Genomic DNA, 3,716 nt, shown 5'->3' with positions numbered 1-3,716 from the left:
TGGCAATTTGATTCGCCAACAAGGAGATATTTTCAACTCGCCATTGCACTTTATTGGTTTCGGTCAAGGTGCGGTGGTGAATACGGAGATGATTCAACGGTTGGGGACGTATTTCCCTAATGCGGGAGGCGTTGATGCCAACTCCCGCGACCTTCAAATGACTGCAGTAGATCCGTATGACTACGATGATAATTTTCAAATTGGGATCTTCCGTAATATCCGCGACCCCGAAGTAGTGGTTTGGGACAACGTAACTTATGCCGACAATTACTATCAACTCCAAGGACTCGGAAATACACTCACCGGCAGAGAACTTTCTGGCGACAACTGGACCGCAGACTGGAATGTGGACTTGAGTGAATTAGCCGGTTTCGACCAAAATCCCGACACGGGAGCACCTCACGCTGCCGCATTAAAATGGTATGCCGGAACCGCTAATCTCCAGCTTGGGGAAGGGATTTATCGTCGCCTTGGAGATTTATCAGAAGATGAGCTTCCGTGGTACGTGCCCGATGGTACGAATGTTGACTTCTCTCCCAAGGACTCCTCTGCCCCTTGGGAAGGAATTGGCACGGGTTGGGCTCATTCCATCCTCGGTGGAGGCGATGAATTGCGTCCTTATAATGTTAATGCCAATCACACAAATAACCGGCTGTCTGTGAACTTTGACAACACCTATACAAATGATTCTCTTGGCACTCGGCTGCGGGGGGACTATGCAGTTCCGACTCTATTCAATGGTAATTTTGATGCCATTTCCTTCCAACGTAAATCTCAAAATATCCCGGGCTGGAATAATGCGACCCAAGCCTCTTTGTATGAATGGCATCAAATCCCAAGTTTGATTGACAGCGGATACTTAGACAGCATTGGATACGATGAAAATCAACCTAACTATACCCTAGTCATGGGGAAACAAGGAATCGATCGGATTGTCCATAATCCTTTTGTCGTCCCTGACTGGGGAGATTTACGCTTTAACCTCCATGCTCCATATAAAAACAGTGGAAAGCTTAAAGTCTGGTTAGAAACCCCCCCGACTAACCCACAAAGGATTCAGTGGAACACTCACTTGCTCAAAGAAATCGATCTAGCACAAACCGCAAAGGGTGAATTAAATACATACCAAAGTGATATTGATAAAATCGGATTTGGTAGAAACGGTTTTGAAACTTTCCATGTGCCAAGTCAACTCTTAAACAAGTTTCGAGGTCAAATAGCCAGACTAAGATTTGAAGTCGAAGGAAACACTCAAGTTTTCCTAGATGATGTCTTCTTCAAAAGCGTTCATCTCCAATTTGGCAACCCCTCTGAAGCTCGGTACGACTCCAGGCAACCCAATCAAAATCCTTACCGCGAAAACTTGCTGCTGGAAAAACCTCAGTATGCAGTTTCTTACAATCGCACCACCAAAATCCCTAACTGGGTCAGTTGGCAGGTCAATAAATCTTGGATGGGCGGACAACGATCGGCTGGTGATTTTGTAGTCGATCCGACATTACCGAATGGCTGGCCTCAAATTAGCGGCAGCAATTATGTAAATAATCAAGGACGTAGCTATGGTTTTAATAAAGGGCATACAATTCCTTCAAGAGATCGGACAAGAGATGACAAAGACAACATAGCTACTTTTTTAGGAACCAACTTAATTCCGCAAAACGTAGATAATAATGCCTTTTTTGGCGATGGGAATAATCCCGCCGAAGGATCTGCTTGGCATAATATTGAACAGTTAGTCACAAAACTCGCCGAAAATGATAAAGAACTTTATGTTATTGCCGGTAACTATGGGACTAACTGGGAACCACAAAAAAAGAGTAATGCTCTACCAAACGATTCTAGGTATCAAGGATTAACAAATTCTCAGGCTTTTCAGCAACAAGGAATTCACATTCCTACTTGGACGTGGAAAACAATGTTGGTCTTAGAGCCTTCGGCTCCAGGAGTCTTAGATGTTACAAAAGATTCTCGAGTTTATACTTTTCTCACTCCCAACAGAGCCGAACCATCCGCCCAAGACTGGATTGATGCCGGACAAGAAGGAATAGAACACCCATTCTCTGAAATTGCAACGAAGTTACAACTCAACCGATTTGTCGAGCCAATAAAAAATGTAACTGAATGGCGAGATCCTCAAACTTGGCTGGTGACTATTGAGGAACTTCAAAATTTACTTCAGGGTAAAAACATTAACTTTTTCTCAAATGTTCCCAAAGAGATTATGGATGTTATCAAGCAACAGATATATTTTCCATCTCTATAATTAATTGCTATCGATTTTCGATTTTCGTTCAAAGATGGTAGATGCTAGATATACCGCATTGTAAAAAATCCTCCGTTCCGGTTATGACCAGATCCGGAACGGAGCGCACAATATTGAAAAAAGTGTAACTTTCTCTCGTTTCTAAACCATAACAATACAATGTAACCATCTACCGGATTAAACGGATATGCACGCTTGCCTAATAATCGTCGTTCCACGGATATGAACTGGGACCAACAACCAATGTTCCATTGGGTACAATAGTCCGGTGAAAAAAACAGTGTTTTGTAAACAGAATTTCGGCTCCAAGTAAGTTAGCTTCAGTGAAGTCAGTTCCCATCATTTCACCTTCCGGTTGAAAGCTGCTGTTCCTCAAGTCTGCATAGCTAAAATCAGCTCCGTCCAAATTAACAAGATATAAATTAGCACCACTTAAATCAGCCCCTCTAAAGCTAACTCTCCTTAAATAGGAATGTTCCAAATTAGCCCCGCTCAAGTTAGCATAGTCTAAATGAGCATCAGGCATCGCGACATTACGCAAATCGATGCCTCTCAGGTCAGCCCGGTGTAAAATAATTCCCTCAAATTTTCTTTCCCCGGCTGCATATCGCCGCAGAAATTCTTGGGGAGAGACCACTCTATTCGGGTCGTTATACAAAGTCCCATCTGGCATAATCGTTTGACAAAATATTGCCGACTCTGTGCTGACATTCTGCCAAGTAGCCCCCGATAAGTTCGCCTCGCTTAACTTAGCTTTATTCAGAGTAACATCGGTCAAATTTGCTCCGGCTAAGTTGGCACCAGTCAGGTTAGCATAGTCTAGATCGGCACCGGTTAAATTCGCATTATCGAGATTAGCGTTGACCAAGCAAGCACGATAAAAATGCGCATTTTCTAGATTAGCATTTCTGAAAGAAGCTTGACTTAAGTTAGTACGATAAAAACTAGCAGATTCCAAATTAGCGGAGTTTAAGTTGATGCCGAATAAATAACGATCGTCCAAGTAAATTCCTGTCAAATTCATCCCGCTAAAATCTCTTTCACCGGCCTGATATCTTTTCAGCAGCTCTGGATAGTCGATCTCGCCTTCATAGAGAGACTCTAACATTTCATTTTCATCGGATTCTTCAAATTCGTCCAAAAAATTTTCGGGGTTCATAGCCAATAGTGAAATTATTAAATTAACAATTGATGGGAAGCCAACCTGGAATAGATTTTTAAATTGCGCTCTCTCATCTATTTATAATAGGCCATTGGTGCGCGATTGGGTCAGAAACGACCAAAAACCCGTTGTTGGCAAGCCCTTAGTGCTATTAGCCGACTGGATTGATGGCATTGAACCCTTCAAATTGCTCAATGGTGGGTTTGCCGAAGCCGCAGCCGATGCCATGTTTGCTTCCTTGGTGCAACTCGATAACGGTACGGTTGGAGGTACAAATGGTCTCTATGATGC

Annotated in this window: 3 protein-coding genes; 2 read left to right on the top strand and 1 reads right to left on the bottom strand. The window is 43.0% G+C overall.

What is annotated here, in order from left to right; genetic code table 11:
- The coding region (locus tag NG833_RS12105; RefSeq protein ID WP_254565544.1) for a DNA/RNA non-specific endonuclease at positions 1-2,263 on the top strand (2,263 nt) is incomplete at its 5' end.
- A gap of 199 nt (positions 2,264-2,462) precedes the next feature.
- Here NG833_RS12105 and NG833_RS12100 read toward each other — a convergent pair.
- On the bottom strand, positions 2,463-3,422 hold the full coding sequence (locus tag NG833_RS12100; protein WP_254565543.1) for a pentapeptide repeat-containing protein: 960 nt from the start codon (positions 3,420-3,422) through the stop codon (positions 2,463-2,465).
- A 97-nt stretch (positions 3,423-3,519) separates the two neighbouring features.
- Here NG833_RS12100 and NG833_RS12095 point away from each other — a divergent pair.
- Positions 3,520-3,716 (top strand): hypothetical protein (locus tag NG833_RS12095; RefSeq protein ID WP_254565542.1); only part of this gene is annotated, 197 nt, incomplete at its 3' end.

It is taken from the genome of Oscillatoria sp. HE19RPO, assembly GCF_024220515.1.
Lineage (GTDB): Bacteria > Cyanobacteriota > Cyanobacteriia > Cyanobacteriales > Laspinemataceae > Laspinema.
The sequence above is the reverse complement of the archived record's forward strand: the minus strand, read 5'-3'. Positions and strand labels throughout refer to the sequence as shown.